The 13574-nt window shown below is 59.8% G+C and carries 11 protein-coding genes; 6 read left to right on the top strand and 5 right to left on the bottom strand.

Translation table 11 applies throughout. The annotated features are described in order from the left end of the window. Positions 1 to 7 precede the first annotated feature (7 nt). Positions 8 to 2008 carry a thiamine pyrophosphate-dependent enzyme gene (locus tag GM79_RS11165; RefSeq protein WP_035563728.1) on the bottom strand — a complete coding sequence of 667 codons (2001 nt, stop codon included), beginning with the start codon at positions 2006 to 2008 and terminating at the stop codon, positions 8 to 10. 59 nt (positions 2009 to 2067) lie between these two features. Continuing rightward, on the bottom strand, positions 2068 to 2664 hold the full coding sequence (locus GM79_RS11160; protein WP_035563725.1) for a DUF6252 family protein: 597 nt from the start codon (positions 2662 to 2664) through the stop codon (positions 2068 to 2070). A gap of 196 nt (positions 2665 to 2860) precedes the next feature. Here GM79_RS11160 and GM79_RS11155 point away from each other — a divergent pair, with 196 nt between their 5' ends. Together GM79_RS11155 and GM79_RS11150 are read left to right on the top strand one after the other, a co-directional pair. Beyond that, positions 2861 to 5506, top strand: a complete 2646-nt coding sequence (locus tag GM79_RS11155) for a TonB-dependent receptor plug domain-containing protein (protein WP_161787162.1) — start codon at positions 2861 to 2863, stop codon at positions 5504 to 5506. Positions 5507 to 5700: 194 nt separating this feature from the next. Beyond that, entirely contained in the window at positions 5701 to 6936 is a 1236-nt protein-coding gene (locus GM79_RS11150) for a M16 family metallopeptidase (protein ID WP_035563719.1), read from the top strand. A 150-nt stretch (positions 6937 to 7086) separates the two neighbouring features. Here GM79_RS11150 and GM79_RS11145 read toward each other — a convergent pair whose 3' ends face one another. From GM79_RS11145 to GM79_RS11135, 3 genes are all read right to left on the bottom strand, one after another. Next, positions 7087 to 7506 carry a hypothetical protein gene (locus tag GM79_RS11145; protein ID WP_152559953.1) on the bottom strand — a complete coding sequence of 140 codons (420 nt, stop codon included), beginning with the start codon at positions 7504 to 7506 and terminating at the stop codon, positions 7087 to 7089. Between the two features lie 177 nt (positions 7507 to 7683). Continuing rightward, positions 7684 to 8031 carry a hypothetical protein gene (locus GM79_RS24915; protein WP_152559952.1) on the bottom strand — a complete coding sequence of 116 codons (348 nt, stop codon included), beginning with the start codon at positions 8029 to 8031 and terminating at the stop codon, positions 7684 to 7686. A 374-nt stretch (positions 8032 to 8405) separates the two neighbouring features. Next, a complete protein-coding gene (locus tag GM79_RS11135) occupies positions 8406 to 9029 on the bottom strand; it encodes a hypothetical protein (protein WP_035563710.1) in 624 nt (207 codons plus the stop codon). Positions 9030 to 9156: 127 nt separating this feature from the next. On the opposite strand from GM79_RS11135, the gene pheS reads away from it, so the two are divergent. The 4 genes from pheS (at position 9157) to GM79_RS23005 (ending at position 13567) form a co-directional block, all read left to right on the top strand. Continuing rightward, the gene (gene pheS / locus GM79_RS11130) at positions 9157 to 10260 is read left to right on the top strand and encodes a phenylalanine--tRNA ligase subunit alpha (RefSeq protein WP_081867708.1); all 1104 of its coding nucleotides are present in this window, start codon (positions 9157 to 9159) and stop codon (positions 10258 to 10260) included. A 45-nt stretch (positions 10261 to 10305) separates the two neighbouring features. Continuing rightward, positions 10306 to 10929: a Uma2 family endonuclease gene (locus GM79_RS11125; protein WP_051718789.1), complete on the top strand. Its 624-nt coding sequence runs from the start codon at positions 10306 to 10308 to the stop codon at positions 10927 to 10929. A gap of 84 nt (positions 10930 to 11013) precedes the next feature. Continuing rightward, positions 11014 to 12327 carry a 30S ribosomal protein S12 methylthiotransferase RimO gene (gene rimO / locus GM79_RS11120; RefSeq protein WP_035563705.1) on the top strand — a complete coding sequence of 438 codons (1314 nt, stop codon included), beginning with the start codon at positions 11014 to 11016 and terminating at the stop codon, positions 12325 to 12327. Between the two features lie 658 nt (positions 12328 to 12985). Then, on the top strand, positions 12986 to 13567 hold the full coding sequence (locus GM79_RS23005) for a helix-turn-helix domain-containing protein (protein ID WP_051718788.1): 582 nt from the start codon (positions 12986 to 12988) through the stop codon (positions 13565 to 13567). Positions 13568 to 13574 lie beyond the last annotated feature (7 nt).

Raw genomic sequence — 13574 nt, 5'->3', positions numbered from 1 at the left:
AAAGGCCTTAGTAGTTGCGCAACGCTTCTACTTGCTCGCGCAGGCGCTGCTGCGGCAGAAACGCTGCTTCCAGGGGCGGCGCAAACGGAATGGCGGTATCCAGCGACGCCACGCGGCGCACGGGCGCATCCAAGTGCTCGAAGCAGTTTTCGCCAATCCAGGCCGCGATTTCGCCGCCGATGCCGCCGGTCAGCGTGTCCTCGTGCAGCACGATTACGCGGCCGTTTTTTTCTACGGTTTGGCGCACGGCTTCCTCGTCCCAGGGCAACAGGGTGCGCAGGTCCAGGATGTCGGCCGATACCTTCAGGTCTTCGCACACTTGCAGGGCCCAACGCACGCCCATGCCGTAGGTAATAATGCTCAGCTCGTTGCCCTCCGCAGCCAGGGCGGCCTTGCCGATGGGCGTGGTGTAGTAGGCTTCGGGCACAGGGCCGCTGAGGCTGCGGTAAAGCATTTTGTGCTCGAAGAACATCACCGGGTTGGGGTCCTCGAAGGCGGCGCAGAGCAGGCCCTTGGCGTCGTGCGGGTTGCTGGGGTACACCACTTTCAGGCCGGGCACGTGGGTAAACCACGCCTCGTTGCTCTGGCTATGAAACGGGCCGGCCGCGCTGCCAGCGCCGGTGGGCATGCGCACCACCACGTCGGCGTTCTGGCCCCAGCGGTAATGGCTTTTGGCGAGGTTGTTCACAATCTGGTTGAAACCGCAGGTCACGAAATCCGCGAACTGCATTTCCACCATGCTTTTCTTGCCCTTGATGCTCAGCCCCAGGCCCGCGCCCACAATGGCCGACTCGCACAACGGCGTGTTGCGCACCCGCGCCTTGCCAAACTGGGCCACGAAGCCATCTGTTATTTTAAACACGCCGCCGTAGTCAGCAATGTCCTGGCCCATGAGCACGAGGTCGGGGTAGCGCTCCATGCTCTGGCGCAGGCCCTGCTGAATGGCATCAATGAAGCGGATTTCGGGCGCGGCACCGCCTTTTGGCGCGTCCGTCACGGGCGCGTCGAAGGGTTGGTACATGTCCGCTATTTCTTCGGCGATATCTGCCACGGGCATGGGCACAGCATCAGCCTCCTGCAAGCCGGCCTCGATGGCGGCCTTGATTTTCTCGCGGATGCCGTGCTTGGCGGTTTCGGTAAGAATGCCTTCGGCAATGAGCCACCGCTCGTAGTTTTCCACCGGGTCCTTCTGGGCCCATTCTTCCATCAGCGCCTGCGGCACGTACTTGGTGCCGCTGGCTTCCTCGTGGCCGCGCATCCGGAAGGTGAGGGCTTCGACCAGCACGGGGCGCGGGTTTTGGCGCAGGTCTTCGGCCAGCTTTTTCACCGTGGTGTACACTTCCAGCACGTTGTTGCCGTCTACCTGCACGGCTTCCATGCCGTAGGCCGGGCCTTTATCCACGAAGGACTTGAAGCGAAACTGCTCGTTGCTGGGGGTACTGAGGCCGTAGCCGTTGTTTTCAATAACGAAAATGACCGGCAGCTGCCACACGGCGGCCACGTTCAGGGCCTCGTGGAAGTCGCCTTCGCTGGCCCCGCCGTCGCCGCTGTAGGTGAGGGTTACTTTGGGGTTTTTGTCGAGCACATCGGCCAGGGCAATGCCGCCGGCCACGGCCAGCTGCGGCCCCAGGTGCGAAATCATGCCCACGATGTGGTGCTCGTTGCTGCCGAAATGGAAGCTGCGGTCGCGGCCCTTGGTGAAGCCCGTGCGCTTGCCCTGCCACTGCGCAAACAGGCGCCCCAGCGGCACCTCGCGGGCCGTGAACACGCCCAGGTTGCGGTGCAGCGGCAAAATGTACTCATCCGGCTCCAGGGCCAGGGTACTGCCCACCGAAATGGCCTCCTGCCCGATGCCCGAAAACCACTTGCTCACCTTGCCCTGGCGCAGCAGAATCAGCATTTTCTCCTCAATCAGCCGGGGCCGCAGCAGGTGCTGGTAGAGATGCAGCAAGGTTTCATTGGAGTGGTCGAGGCGGTCGAAACGCAGCGAAGGGGCAACTGGAGTCATGGGTGGGATGAAGACAGGCGGGAATGCGGCAAAGGTAGTCGGGCTCCGCTTGCCCGTTCCTAGCGGCTCAGCTGAATATCGAACCGGCCCTCGGTTATTTCCAGCGCGGCCGGCAAATCCGCCGCCCGCCGGATGCCGAAGGGCGCCGTGGCCCGCAGCACAAAATGGCCCGCCACAAAGGCCCGCGCCCCGGTCGTGTCCAGCCGCGTGATGGTGAGCGTGCCCGTGTGCTGCCCGTCGGTGGCGTAGTCCTGCGCATCGCGAGTGGTTTGGAGGGTGGCGTAGCGGCCGGCCTCGGCAGTGCCCAGCGCGTACACGCCCGGCCCGGTTACGTGGGCCAGGCGGAGGTGGAAATTAGTAACCGGCCCGGTAGCCTGCAGGCGCCGAAAGGCGTCGAGCCGCAGCGTGCCATTCTGATAATGCCCGGTGGGCGTCACCACTTTGCCGTTGAGGGCGCTGGCGTTGTTGGCCTCCCATACCTGCCCGTTTACCCGGCAGCCGAAGGTGTTGGCGCCCAATTCGGTGGCGGCCGGTAGCTGCACGGGCGCCACTTTCGGATACAGGTTGTCGAGCGAGTCTTCGCAGCTCATCAGCAGCGGCAACAGGAGGAAAGCGGCCGGTTTAAGCCGGATGGCAGCGCGTAAAACGTTGTGCATGGTGGGGGTAGATGGCGGGCCGGAAACAGCTTGGGGCGAAAGTACATAGGCGCTTCCGAATACCGGCCCCCTGCGCTTTTGCCGAGCGCCGCCAGGCCCATCAACGGGACCGGAACGCGACTACTTCAGATGAATGGCTTGTGTAATAATGCCCAACCAGGCATCTACCTTCGTGTCTGACTTTTCTTCCGTTTTTATGCCCCGAATTCTACCAATTGGCTTCCTTTTTTTGGTGGGCGCGACTGCCAGTGCCCAGCAATCCGACACGCTGGTTGCCGTGGTGCCTGATAGTGCGCGTACCAGCTTGCCGCGTGCGGGAAGCATTCCCGCTTTCATCACCATTCAGCCCGCCCTGAGCCAGGTAGCCGGCGTGCAGGTTACGCCCTATTCCGGCGCGCCGGGCGCCTGGGCCACAGTGCGTATCCGGGGCGTTGTCAATGTTACCGGCAATAGCCAGCCGCTCTATGTGGTGGATGGCGTGCCCGTGTACAACACCGACGTTACCCCCGAAGAGTGGAGCGGCACTGAAGCCTTTTTCAATCCATACATCCAGCCCAGTGCCGTTATTCCGGAAAGCCCCAATGCCAACCCGCTGCTGGACCTGCCGGTAGCCGATGTGGAGCGGGTAGAAGTGCTCAAAGGGGCGGCAGCCACGGCCCGCTACGGGGCGCAAGGCGCCAATGGGGTTGTGGTCATCAGCACCAGAAGTGGCACCGACGCGGGTGTCTCGGCCCGGCCGCTGCGGGTGCGCTACACCGCCTGGGGCGGGCTGCAGCAGGTGCGGCAGCGCTACGAGCTGCTTGGCGCGCGCCAATACGCCAGCCTGGCCAATGCCGCGGCCATAACGAGAGGTTTCCAGGTGCCCTATTCGGCTACTGACCTGAACAGCATTAGTGAACAAGACTGGCAAAAACGAGTGTTGCGGGCAGCGGGCATGCAGAGCCACAACCTGAGCCTGGACGGGCAAGCCCGCAAGACCTACTACTACGTGGCCGCCGACTACCTGCGCCAAGCCGGCGTGGTAGACCAATCGAGCCTGAGCCGCTACCACCTGCGCCTCAACCTAAGGCAGCAGCTCACATCCAAACTCAGCCTGGGCCTGAACGCCAGCGCCAGCCAAATCGACCAGCGTTACGCCGGCAGCCAGCTCCACAGCGCCCGCTTGCTGCAACGTGCCCTATTCGCGAGTCCGGCGGTGCTGCCGAATGCGGCGGCCGGCCCGTTTGATATTAATCCCTTGCGGGAGTTGCAAGAATACCGTACCGCCCCGCGGACACAGCGCCTGCTCGCGCAGCTAAACGCTACCTATCGGTTCAACGAGGAGTGGCAACTTACCCTGCGCGGCAGCCGCGAACAAGCCGACGCGCGCGCCCTGGGCTACTCGCCGGTGGATATGGGGCAAAACACTACGCCTACGGTAGCAGAAACGTCCACCGGAACTACCACCGCCACCAACTGGGTAGCCAATGCCGCCTTGCGCTATCAGCACACTTTTGGCAGCCAGCACGCCGTGGTAGCCTCGCTTGACTACCTCCGGCAACAGTTCAAGCGCAGGCTACGGCGCGAGGGCTACACTCCTGATGGCAACGGCGGCTTTTCCAGTCGCAGCTACTACGAGCAGTCGCTGAAAACCCCAAACGGAGTGCAGAGCCCCTCGGCCAACCTGGGCTACACCTACGCCGGGCGCTACGAGCTGCAAACTTCGCTGCGGGCCGACTTTGTGCTAAACACCGACGATTATTCAAAAACCGAGTACGTTTGGTCACCAGGCGGGCAGCTCAGCTGGCACCTCCACAAAGAAGCTTTTCTGGCCGATGCCTCGGCGTTGAGCGACCTCACGCTGTGGGCCGGCACGGGTCGGACCAGGGCCTTCCTTTTCGACAAAAGCCGCACCACCCACCACGATGCGGGCCTGCGACTGGGCCTGCTCGGGGGGCAGCTTACGCTGGAGGCCGGCGTTTACCAGCGGCGCACCCAGCACGCGCAGGCCGTAATACCGGTGCAGATTTTTACGGGCAATGGAACCACAACCTTCAACTTACGTCCCGATGTGACGCTTCAAAACCGGGGCTTCGAGCTAACGGTGGGCAGTACCTGGCAGCGCGGGCCTTTGCAAGGCACCACCCGCCTGACGGCCGCCACCAACCGCAACCGGGTGGCGTCCCTGAACCGTTCGCAGTCCTTCATCAGCGGTGCCAACGTAAGGCTGCAAACCGGGCAGCCGGTGAGCAGTTTTTATGTTTTTGAGCAAGACGGCCTCTATCCGGCGGGTTCGGTAGAGGAAGGCCTGGTTCGCTTCCGCGACCGGAACAACGACGGGGTGGTGGACTACGGCGACGGCTACGCCGGTGGCAGCGGGCTGCCGCGCCACTCCCTCGGCCTCACGCAGCAGCTGCACCTCCACCGCTGGCAACTCGATGCCCAACTTGATGGCTTGTTCGGTTATCAAATTCTGAACACTACGCTGGTAACGCTCGATATGCCCACTGGCTTCTTCAATAGCTCGCCCAGAGCCCTCAACTACTGGACGCCAACGAACCCCAACACGTTGGTGCCCCGGCCCGGCGGCCCCTTCAATACCGGGCAGATTAATGACCGCGCCCTGGAAAACGGCAACCATTTGCGTCTTTCGCAGCTTTCGTTGAGCTACGAGGTACTGCGGACAGAAACCCGCCAGGCCAGCGTGTGGGTGGGCGGCCAAAACCTGTTTGTGACGGGCAAATACCGTGGCTTCGACCCCAACGTGAGCAGCGGCGGCGCTTCTCCCCTGAATGCCGGCCAGGACGCCAGCGTGTACCCCGTGGCCAGGGTGTGGCAAGTGGGCGTGCGGGGCGCCTTCTAAGTTGCTGCGATAAAGCTGGCTCTGCCCATGCGACTGCCAGACCTGCAAGGTTGACTTAGTAACAGAACCATCGCGGAAAAGCGCAGTTTGCGTACGGGACGACAACAAGCCTGCCGGCCCGTTTCTGCGTACACCTTTTTGGGGCCTGCGCTGTTAAGTTTGCTCCGCCAGCCTGTATTCACTTAGCTTTTATAATGATTCATTTCACCGAATTCACCCTCAACAACGGCCTGCGCTGCATTGTCCACGAAGATTTTTCGACGCCGATGGCAGTGCTCAACATCATGTACGACGTGGGCTCGCGCGATGAGGACGCCGAGCACACCGGCTTCGCGCACTTGTTTGAGCACCTCATGTTTTCCGGCTCGGTGAATATTCCGAGCTACGACGAGCCGCTGCAGCGCGTGGGCGGCGAAAACAACGCCTTCACCAGCTCCGACGTCACCAACTACTACCTCTCGCTGCCGGCCGCCAATCTCGAAACCGGCTTTTGGCTCGAAAGCGACCGGATGCTGAACCTGGCCTTCTCCGAAAAGGGCCTGGACGTGCAGCGCAAAGTGGTAGTTGAAGAGTTCAAGCAGAGCTACCTCAACCAGCCCTACGGCGACGTTTGGCTCAAGCTCAAGCCCCTCGTCTACCAAACTCACCCTTACCAGTGGAATACCATTGGCAAGGAAATTTCGCACATCGAAAATGCGGTAATGGACGATGTGCGGGGCTTTTTCCAAAAGCACTACGCGCCCCAAAACGCTATTTTGGTGGTGGCTGGGGCAGTGAGCGAAGCCGACGTGCGACGCCTGGCCGAGAAGTGGTTCGGGCCCATTCCCGGCGGCCCGGCCTACCAGCGCCAACTACCCGCCGAGCCCGCCCAGGAGGCCCCACGCCACCTGCGCACCTCGGCCCCCGTGCCCCTGAGCGCCCTCTACAAAGCATACCACATGCCCGCCCGTGCCGACGACGGCTACCACGCCGTGGATTTGCTGAGCGACGTGCTGGGTCGCGGTAAGTCGGCCCGCCTGCACCAGCGCCTGGTAAAAGAGTTGGCCCTGTTCAACAACATTTCCGCCTCACTCACCGGCTCCCTCGACCCCGGCCTGCTCGTCATCAGTGGCAAGCTGAATGCGGGCGTGACGCTGGAGGCGGCCGATGCAGCCGTGGAAGAGCTGGTGGCCGAGTTCGTGGCACAGGACGTGGACGCGCAGGAGCTCGAAAAAGTAAAAAACCAAGCCGAAAGCAGCCTGGTTTTCGGAGAAATCGACCTCCTGAACCGTGCCCTAAACCTGGCCTACAGCAAGCTGCAAGGCGACGCCAATCTGGTGAACGACGAAAGCCGCCGGATTCAGGCCGTGACTGTGGCCGATGTGCGCACCGCGGCACAGTCGGTGCTGCGGCCAGAAAATTGCAGCACGCTGTATTATGAGGCCGTGTAATTTAGTAGCCGAAAGTTTTTGGCTGACATTCTCCGGGGGCATCAACAATGAGTTGTAGCCCCCGCATTGCCTGCACTGCTTGAAGCAAGTTTCCGACCATCAGATTTACAAAAGCAAAAAAATGGCCCGGACTAAGTCCGGGCCATTTTTTTAGTTGCCTAAGGTGTTTTGGGCTGCTGCTGTCTTGCGGGGCGGCCGCACGCTGTAGGGCACTGGCACCTTGCTGGTGCGGATGTGGACCGGCATGCCTGGAGCAGCATATACGTTGGCATTGTCGAGCTCGCCGCGCGAGGTTGAGGCAGCGGCGGGGGCGTCGTAGCCCCAGCCATCGTTGGTGGCGTTGGCCGAGGCAACTGCGGTTTGCGCGTCGTCCAGGGGGGGCCAGCCGTCGTTCACGACGGGAGCGGCCGGCAGCGTTTTCAGGGTCACTTTGCGCTCCTTTTTAGCAGCGCGGGCATTGATGCGGGCCGTGGCTTTTGCCGATTTGGCCGTAATTGCGGGAGCGGTTTGGGCGCTGGCTTCAGCTACCAAAAACAAAGACAGAGCGAGCGTAAACAAGGACCGGAACATAGCTGAGAAAAGAATAAGTGAGTGGATAGCTGGCAGAAAATCGATAACCATGCCAGCTTTTTCTCCTAAAACCATCCGCCCTGGCTTTTCTGCTAACTATGAAGCCCGGCAAATTCGCTCTCTAACGGACCAGCCAGGCTTCGAAACCAGCGAAAACACTTCCGTTAAACGCTGCAACTAAGGCTTTTTGGGCGACAAGGTGGAATTACCTCTGCGCCTGGATTTTCTCTGCTCCAATTCTGCGGCCTTGCCGTCGTAGGGACCCACAGGACCATTTTTTATAATCACGGGCATACCAGGCGCCGCGTATACGTTTTGTATTTTCAGGCCTGCGCTATCACGCACGCCATCGGAGGTGATGTACGTTTCCGATGTATTGGAAGCCGGCACAGCACTGGTTTTCGAGGCCGACCTGGTGGCGGCGTTGTTAGGAGCGGCGGGGGGTGCGTTGGCGGGAGTAGTCTGGGCCGAAACGTCGGCAGCCGCGACCAATAGTACCAAGGAAGAAATCAGGATACGAAACATAGTGAGGAGATTAATGATAAAAGTCAAGACAATCAACTGGTTGACAATACTATGGCACCAAGCCCTTCGGCTAGGTGCACCGTTTTTTATAGACGTATACGTAGGCATGCTGCCGGGGTAAGCATTCCAGTTCATTACGCAGTCCGGTGGCACAAGGTATCCGGCCGATTTCCCCCGGCAAAAAAGCCCGCCTACTCCCTATCCAGGGACTTAGCGGGCTTTTGCGTTGCAGAATAGTCCAGGCGCAAAAGAAATGCGCGGCGGAGCCACCGGTTGCCGAAACCTAAATACTTTTTAAAACCACGCAAAACGGCCCGACCAATCCATTTTACTGGTTGACCGGGCCGTTTCCTATTCAGCGTTATCCCTTCGACTTACCAGCCCGAGGGCTCAGCTGGAGCCTTCTTCTTTGGTTTGCTCGGCGCGGCTTTGGCGGGCGCGGGGCGGGGTTGCGGGGCAGGCGCGGCGGCTTGGGCTGCCGGGCTAGCGGCGGGTGCCTCCATTCCGGCACCGGCGCCGGTGGCCTGGCTTTGCAGCATGGCGGCGTCAGTCACTGGCTTGGGAGCGGCAGCGGGAACCTGCTTGGCTTTGTTCATGCGGTTGAGGCGGCGCTCGCGGGTGGCGGCGGCATCGTTAGCCATCACGGTCCGGCCGCTTTGCAGTATCATGGGCGAGCCCGGCGCCACGGACATACCTTGACCGGTGGGTGCGCCACCGCCACCACCGCCGGGCTTGAAGCCGCTATCAGACGGAGCCGGGGCGGCATTCAGCGGGCTGGCATCGGGCTGAGCGGCCATCGCAGGGGTCTCATTTACGGGCATTTTTTCGCTGCCGGGGGCGCGATTCTGGCCGGCGGCCTGGCCGCTGGAAGCAGCAGGTTTCTTTTTGGCGGTTTTCTTGGGAGCTCCCCACGAATCAGAACTATCCCAGCCGCCCTGGGCCGAGGCAGTGGCGACGACGGCCACCGTAAAAAACAAAGAGAATAAGGTACGTTTCATAATAATTGGACGGTTAAACAGAAGGAAGTAAGAATTTGACAGGAAGCGGAAGCTGTGCGGATAAGTTCCGGGAGCCGGCGCGAATCCTTCGGTCAGGGCGCGCCTATTGCCCTAACTTTGTGGCATGATGCAGGAATCCATTGCCAGCCTTACGGCCGAAATCGCGACCGCCGATTTGAGTAGCACCGCCCACCTCGATGCGTTTCGCATTAGCTACCTCGGGCGCAAAGGTCGCTTGGCCGATTTGTTTGACCAACTAAAAACTGTTCCGGCCGAAGAAAAACGCGCCGTGGGCCAGCAGCTCAACGCCTTGAAGCAGCTGGCCCAGGCCCGCTTCGACGGCGCCCAGCAAGCCGCCGAAGCGGCCGCCGACAACGCCCCCGCCAACCCCAATTTCGACTACACCCTGCCGCCCGTGCCCCACGCGCTGGGCACCCGCCACCCCCTGAGCCTGGTGCGCGAGGAGATGCTGCGCATCTTCGGCCGCATCGGCTTCGCCGTGGCCGAAGGCCCCGAAATCGAGGACGACTGGCACAACTTCACGGCCCTCAACTTCCCCGAAAACCACCCGGCGCGGGACATGCAGGACACCTTTTTCCTGCGGAACAGTGAACTGGTGAGTGGTGAACTGGTGAGTAGTGAGGTGGTGAGTGGTGAAGAACAAAAAACTCACCAATCCACCAATTCACCATCTCACCTATTAAGGACCCACACCAGCACCGTGCAGGTGCGCGTGATGGAAACCGAGCCGCTGCCCATCCGCCGGGTGATGCCGGGCCGGGTGTTTCGCAACGAGGCCATTTCGGCGCGGGCGCACATGATGTTTCATCAGGTGGAAGGCATTTTTATTGACGAGGGCGTGAGCTTCGCCGACCTGAAGCAGACGGTGTACTACTTCGTGCAGGAGCTGTTCGGGGCCGATATTAACATCCGCTTCCGGCCCAGCTTCTTCCCTTTCACCGAGCCCAGCGCCGAGATTGACATCACCTGCCTGATTTGCAAGGGTGCGGGCTGCAACATCTGCAAATATTCGGGCTGGGTCGAGATTGGCGGCTGCGGCATGGTGGACCCCGCCGTGCTCGAAAATGCTAAGATTGATGCCGACAAATATTCCGGCTACGCCTGGGGCATGGGCATCGAGCGCATTGCCATGCTCAAGTACCAGATTAAGGATTTGCGCCTGTTTACGGAAAACGACCTGCGCTTTTTGCGCCAGTTTGAGGCGCTGTAAAACGCCTTCGGCGAATTATTTACCACTACGCTTGTTGTTGACGCTATGACTGTATTGCACCCCGTTCCGCCGTTTGCGCCGGAAGCCGCTCCGGTTTCGCGCCAAACGCTGGCCGACTACTTTCAGCACCTCAGCGAAGACGCGTTTTACGCCTTCTGTCAGCAAAACCGCGAGCAAAAATTTGAGCGCCGCGCCGATGGCACCATTGAGTTTGTAACCATGACCGGAGGAACTACGGGCCGCCTGAATACGAAGCTAATTATACGCCTGGGCCTTTGGGCCGAGGAAGGTAACACCGGACCCGTTTTCGATTCCTCTACTGGTTTCCGGCTGCCCAATGGCGCGGTGCGTTCGCCCGATGTGGCGTGGGTGCGCACCGGAACCTGGCAAGCCCTGACGACCGAGCAGCAGCAGAAATTCCCGCCGCTCTGCCCCGATTTCGTGGTGGAGCTGGTGAGCCCATCCGATGTGCTGACCGATGTAGTCATCAAGATGGAAGAGTACCTCAGCAACGGCTGCCGCCTGGGCTGGCTCATCGACCCAAAGACGGAAACCGCCCGCATTTTCCGCGCCGATGGTTCGGTGAGCGTGGTGAAAACTTTTGATAAAGCCCTGAGCGGTGAAGACGTGCTGCCCGGTTTCGCGTTTGCGCTGGCCAGTCTCCGCTAAGGACTTCAATAACTAAAACATATTCCGGCCGCGCTGATAACAGAAATCAGCGGAATCACGGTTAATCAGTGTAAATCAGCGATTGTGAAAGTTAGAAATCAAACCACCAATAAGGTAAACGTCATCACCCTGGGTTGCTCCAAGAACATTGTGGACAGCGAAGTGCTGATGGGCCAGCTCGTGGCCAACGACTTTGACGTAACCCACGAGGCCGAGAAGTCCGACGCCAACATTGTGATTATCAATACCTGCGGCTTTATCGACAACGCCAAGCAGGAAAGCATCGACACCATTCTGCGCTACGCGGATGAGAAGCAGGCCGGCCGCCTCGACAAGCTGTACGTGACGGGCTGCCTCTCGCAGCGCTACAAGGACGAGCTGGAAGTGGAAATCCCGCAGGTGGACGCCTATTTCGGCACCCTGGAGCTGCCGCAGATGCTGAAGGTGCTCAACGCCGACTACAAGCACGAGCTGATTGGCGAGCGGCTGATTACCACCCCCAAGCACTACGCCTACTTCAAGATTGCGGAGGGCTGCAACCGGCCCTGCTCGTTCTGCGCCATCCCGCTGATGCGCGGCAAGCATGTGGACCGGCCCATTGAGGACCTGGTGAAGGAGGCCAAGCGCCTGGCCGGCATGGGCACCAAGGAGCTGATTCTCATTGCCCAGGACCTGACCTACTACGGCCTGCAGGCCTACGGCGAGCGCAAGCTGGCCGACCTGCTCCGCAACCTGTCCGACGTGAACGGCATCGACTGGATTCGCCTGCAATACGCCTACCCCTCGCAGTTCCCGCTGGATGCGCTGGACGTGATGGCCGAGCGTGCCAACATCTGCAAATACCTGGACATGCCCTTGCAGCACGGCTCCGACAACATGCTGAAAAGCATGCGCCGGGGCATCACCAAGCGCCGCACCATCGAGCTGGTAGACACTATCCGGCAGCGCGTGCCGGGCATTGCCCTGCGGACTACGCTCATCGCCGGCCACCCCGGCGAAACGGAGCAGGACTTCCGGGAAATGTATGACTTTGTGGAGCAGACGCGCTTCGAGCGCCTGGGCATCTTCACCTACTCGCACGAGGAAAACACGCACTCGCACACCCTCGTCGATGACGTGCCGGCCGAGCTGAAGCAGGAGCGCGCCGACGCCATCATGGAATTGCAGCAGGGTATTTCGATGGAGCTGAACGAAGCCCGCGTGGGCCAGACCTACAAGGTACTGTTCGACCGCAAGGAGAGCGGGCACTTCGTGGGCCGCACCGAGTTTGACTCGCCCGAAGTAGACAACGAAGTGCTGGTGCCGGTGGAGCGCGACACCTTCGTGCGCCTGGGCGACTTCGCCAATGTGAAAATCACCGCGGCCACGGACTTTGACTTGTACGGCCGCTTGGTGTAAAGGCGAATCGGTAAGCGTCCTTTTCGATAGTTGTGTAACCGTAAACGTGGCTTCGGCGCGGCCGTACCACACTCCCCGACTAGGCACGGTTCCTCTCTGGATAAATGGGAAGCAACGTAAAACGGCTGCCTTCGTGCTTATGCGCGATTACGTGGCACCGCGTTTTACCGCGCCAAAGGGGCGTTTCGCTACCACCGTGCAGCGCCTTTTTACCCGGCTTCTTGATTTTGAGTAAAAGCCCGCAGCTCTGCTAACCCGGAACTATCATATTTTGCTGCGCGCATTCCACGCGGGGAAGGGGCTGACTTCACATTGAAGGATGCTGCTGCGGAACCTAAACTGCGGGGATTTGATGAAATAGGAGCGACATAGAAGCGACCAAAAATTCTATTTTTAAGACATTTACCTGTTGATAACCGATTGTGTGCGTTGATGAGCTATCAGAGCCCGGTGCGGAAAGTCCCATAATGGGAACGCCCAAACTCTTGAGTATAGGTGCCGTTTAGCCATTAAGATTCAGATTGTGCAGTAACTATATTAGGATTAATTAAAATTATTCTAATCGAACAGAATAATCAATTCTTTCCTGAATTGATTAGGAGCAGATGTGCAATGGTTGAGTTTATGTGCTATAACACTGGCAAGCAATTGCCGTCTCATGACAAGTTCAGCAAAAGGCCCTACCCACCCGTTTCGGTCCGAAGCAGCAGGAGCCAGAAACAGAAGTGACGCGAACACCGCGCCGCACTTAGCAAGCAAAGTTCCACACAACCGCCTGACGGCCGGGCACCACCAACGAGCGCACCACAAGGCGCATTTGATTGACAACATCAAACAGGCCATCGCCGAGTTGGTGCTCGCCACGGGGGACGATGTCCGGACGAAAAATTCCGCTTACCTCAGCCGCCGGCTGAGCCACGACTACACCTACCTCGCCAACCTGTTTTCGGGCGAAACGGGCAGCACCATTGAGCAGTACATTATCGAGTTCAAGATTGACCGGGTGAAAGAGTTGCTTTTGTCAAGCGAGCTCACGCTTACCCAGATATCCTACCAGCTCCGGTATAGCAGCGTTGCCCACCTGTCGAACCAGTTCAAGAAGGTAACGGGGCTGACACCTTCCGCTTTTAGGGGACTCCATCGCCAGCACGGAATAATGGCTGAAAGTGTGAATGTTGTAACGGTATTTTGTAATAGTGTAAATATTCCGGAAGTACGGCGGGTGAGATTTGCAATGTGAACTAATT

Source organism: Hymenobacter sp. IS2118 (assembly GCF_000715495.1).
In the GTDB taxonomy this organism is placed as follows: Bacteria; Bacteroidota; Bacteroidia; order Cytophagales; family Hymenobacteraceae; genus Hymenobacter.
This window is presented reverse-complemented; position numbering and strand designations above follow the sequence as displayed.

Bases quoted from the DNA above. Each gene is read 5' to 3' on its own strand.
- GM79_RS11165 (WP_035563728.1), bottom strand. From the start codon at position 2,008: ATGACTCCAGTTGCCCCTTCGCTGCGTTTCGACCGCCTCGACCACTCC.
- GM79_RS11160 (WP_035563725.1), bottom strand. From the start codon at position 2,664: ATGCACAACGTTTTACGCGCTGCCATCCGGCTTAAACCGGCCGCTTTC.
- GM79_RS11155 (WP_161787162.1), top strand. From the start codon at position 2,861: ATGCCCCGAATTCTACCAATTGGCTTCCTTTTTTTGGTGGGCGCGACT.
- GM79_RS11150 (WP_035563719.1), top strand. From the start codon at position 5,701: ATGATTCATTTCACCGAATTCACCCTCAACAACGGCCTGCGCTGCATT.
- GM79_RS11145 (WP_152559953.1), bottom strand. From the start codon at position 7,506: ATGTTCCGGTCCTTGTTTACGCTCGCTCTGTCTTTGTTTTTGGTAGCT.
- GM79_RS24915 (WP_152559952.1), bottom strand. From the start codon at position 8,031: ATGTTTCGTATCCTGATTTCTTCCTTGGTACTATTGGTCGCGGCTGCC.
- GM79_RS11135 (WP_035563710.1), bottom strand. From the start codon at position 9,029: ATGAAACGTACCTTATTCTCTTTGTTTTTTACGGTGGCCGTCGTCGCC.
- pheS (WP_081867708.1), top strand. From the start codon at position 9,157: ATGCAGGAATCCATTGCCAGCCTTACGGCCGAAATCGCGACCGCCGAT.
- GM79_RS11125 (WP_051718789.1), top strand. From the start codon at position 10,306: ATGACTGTATTGCACCCCGTTCCGCCGTTTGCGCCGGAAGCCGCTCCG.
- GM79_RS23005 (WP_051718788.1), top strand. From the start codon at position 12,986: ATGACAAGTTCAGCAAAAGGCCCTACCCACCCGTTTCGGTCCGAAGCA.